Raw genomic sequence first — 2,921 nt, 5'->3', positions numbered from 1 at the left:
GGCCAAGGCGGTGGATGGGGACGGGCGCAAATCCCTCAACTATCTGGAGCTGCTGGCCGACATGGCCGAAACCGATGGTGCAGGGGCGCGGGTGATCGACAGCGCCTTGCTCGCCGCCGTGGTGGGGGAGCATGTGGCCCGCTTCGACAAGGGGGGGGATCACTTCTATGACCTCATCTCGGCGGTGCACAAATCCATTCGCGGCTCGGCGCCGGATGCGGCGCTCTACTGGTATGCCCGCATGGTGAGTGCCGGTTGCGATCCGCTCTATATTGCCCGCCGCTTGCTGGCGATTGCCTCGGAAGATGTGGGCAATGCCGATCCCCGTGCCATGCAGGTCGCCCTGTCGGCCTGGGATTGTTTCCATCGGATCGGTCCGGCGGAAGGGGAGCGCGCCATCGCCCAGGCGATCGTCTATCTCGCCTGTGCCCCGAAAAGCAATGCGGTCTATACCGCCTGGAAGGCGGCGCTTCATGATGCCAAAAACCTCCCTGACTTCGAGGTGCCGGTGCATCTGCGCAATGCGCCGACCAAGCTGATGAGCGATCTGGGCTATGGCGCCGAGTATCGCTATGCCCACGACGAACCGGGCGCTTATGCCGCAGGTGAGGAGTATTTCCCGCCGGAGCTTGCCGGCAAGCAGTACTATCAGCCGACCGATCGCGGCCTTGAAAAGCAGATCGGCCAGAAGCTCGATTACCTCCATGAACTGGACAGGCAGAGTCCGCAGCAACGGGGCAAATAGCCCCTTTGTCACCCCGCATGGCTGAAAATTGGTCAGGCGTTTGAATATGCAGGACGGTTTGCGTGCCAAAGTCGGTAAAAACGACACAAATAGTCCCTGTTCGGGCGGGGGGGCGGTCTGCTACACTGCCCGTCTGACCCCGCTTGTCTTGGCCTTGCGCCATCTTCTTGATCTCGAAGGCCTGATTGTTAAGGCCCGATTCTGAAGACGATTGGGGTGCGCCAACCGATGTTAACTTCCGGATCTGTTTCCCAGCCCGTCATGATGACTCAGGCCCAGATCCCATTTTAAAAAAAGTAGGTAAACCATGCTGGATCCCAAATATCTGCGCAGCGATATCGAAGAGGCTGCCGCTCGTCTGGCGACACGTGGCTACGTTCTGGACGTAGCGGCGGTCAACGCTCTGGAAGAGAAACGCAAGGATCTGCAGTCCCGTACCCAGGAGCTGCAGGCCGAGCGCAACGCCCGCTCCAAATCCATCGGTGAAGCTGCCCGTCGTGGTGAAGATGTTGCCCCGCTCAAGGCCGAAGTGACCAAGATCAATGACGAGCTGGAAACCAGCAAGGTCGAGCTGGATGCCCTGCTGGCCCAGCTGAAAGCCATTGCCGACGCCATCCCCAACCTGCCGAGCGAAACCACCCCGGTGGGTCGTGACGAGAACGACAACGTGGAAGTGCGCCGCTGGGGTACCCCGCGTCAGTTCAGCTTCCCGGTGCGCGATCACATCGATCTGGGCGAAGCGGCCAAGGGCGTTGACTTCAAGAACGGCGTCAAGCTCTCCGGTACCCGTTTCGTGGTGATGAAGGGGCAGATTGCCCGTCTGCACCGTGCACTGGCCCAGTTCATGCTGGACCTGCACACCCTGCAGCACGGCTACACCGAGTGCTACGTGCCCTATCTGGTGAACCCGGACAGCCTCTATGGCACCGGTCAGTTGCCGAAGTTTGCCCAGGACCTGTTCAATACCGGTATCGAAGGTGAAGGGGAAGAAGAGGGCAAGGTGCGCAAGTTCTCCCTGATCCCGACCTCTGAAGTGCCGCTCACCAACATGGCCCGTGACGAGATCTTTGATGCGCAAGAGCTGCCCATCAAGATGACCGCCCACAGCCCCTGCTTCCGCTCTGAAGCCGGTTCCTACGGTCGTGATACCCGTGGCCTCATCCGTATGCACCAGTTCGACAAGGTTGAAATGGTTCAGCTGGTTCACCCGGAGCAATCCTGGGAAGCGCTGGAAGAGATGGTGGGTCACGCCGAGAAGGTGCTGCAACTGCTGGAGCTGCCGTATCGCGTGATGGCACTCTCTACCGGTGACATGGGCTTCTGCGCCTCCAAGACCTACGATCTGGAAGTGTGGCTGCCGGCCCAGAACACCTACCGCGAGATCTCCTCTGTCTCCAACTGTACCGACTTCCAGGCGCGCCGCATGCAGGCTCGCGTGCGCATCGACGGCAAGCCGCAGCTGCTGCACACCCTGAACGGTTCCGGTCTGGCGGTGGGTCGTACTCTGGTTGCCGTGATGGAGAACTACCAGCAGGAAGATGGCCGCATCGCCATCCCGGCTGCGCTGCAATCCTACATGGGTGGCCTGACCCACATCGGGTAAGCGCTCGTTGCAGACGACAACGCCATGGCATTGCCATGGCGTTGTGCATTCTGGCGCCGGTCAACCGTTTTAGTGCTGAAAAAATGCGGTTGTTCGGCGCCGCGTTGAACAGTTAACACATTTTTATCAAGCAATGCGCAATCGTTTTTGTTAGACTGCGCCGCAATTTCGCAGGACATCTTTTTCTATGGTCTGGATTGATTACGCCATCATCGGTATCGTCGGTTTTTCTGCTCTCATCAGCCTGGTGCGCGGCTTCGTCAAGGAGGCCATGTCTCTTGTCACCTGGTTTATCGCCTTCTTTATCGCCAGCCATTTCTATCCCGATCTCGCCGTCTATTTCACCTCATTCTCCGATGCCCTGGTACGCAACGGTCTGGCCATCGCAGCCCTGTTTGTGGCGACCCTGATCCTCGGCAGCGTGGTCAACTATGTGGTGGGCCTGTTGGTGGACAAGACGGGTCTCTCCGGTACCGATCGGGTGCTGGGGGTCTGCTTCGGAGCAATTCGCGGGGTGCTGGTCGTCAGTGCCCTGCTTTTTTTCATGGATACCTTCACCAGCCTCTCCCAGAG

3 protein-coding genes are annotated in these 2,921 nt (G+C 59.4%); all 3 read left to right on the top strand.

Translation table 11 applies throughout. The annotated features are described in order from the left end of the window. On the top strand, window positions 1-745 hold a 745-nt coding region (locus tag LD28_RS0120520; RefSeq protein WP_033138752.1), incomplete at its 5' end, for an AAA family ATPase. 307 nt (window positions 746-1,052) lie between these two features. Beyond that, window positions 1,053-2,348, top strand: a complete 1,296-nt coding sequence (gene serS / locus LD28_RS0120515) for a serine--tRNA ligase (RefSeq protein WP_033138751.1) — start codon at window positions 1,053-1,055, stop codon at window positions 2,346-2,348. Window positions 2,349-2,535: 187 nt separating this feature from the next. Next, window positions 2,536-2,921, top strand: a 386-nt coding sequence (locus LD28_RS0120510; RefSeq protein ID WP_033138753.1) for a CvpA family protein, incomplete at its 3' end; no start/stop codon positions are given.

The organism is Aeromonas finlandensis, from assembly GCF_000764645.1.
In the GTDB taxonomy this organism is placed as follows: Bacteria; Pseudomonadota; Gammaproteobacteria; order Enterobacterales; family Aeromonadaceae; genus Aeromonas; species Aeromonas finlandensis.
Note: the sequence above shows the minus strand (reverse complement) of the source record. Positions and strands in the feature narration are given on the sequence as shown.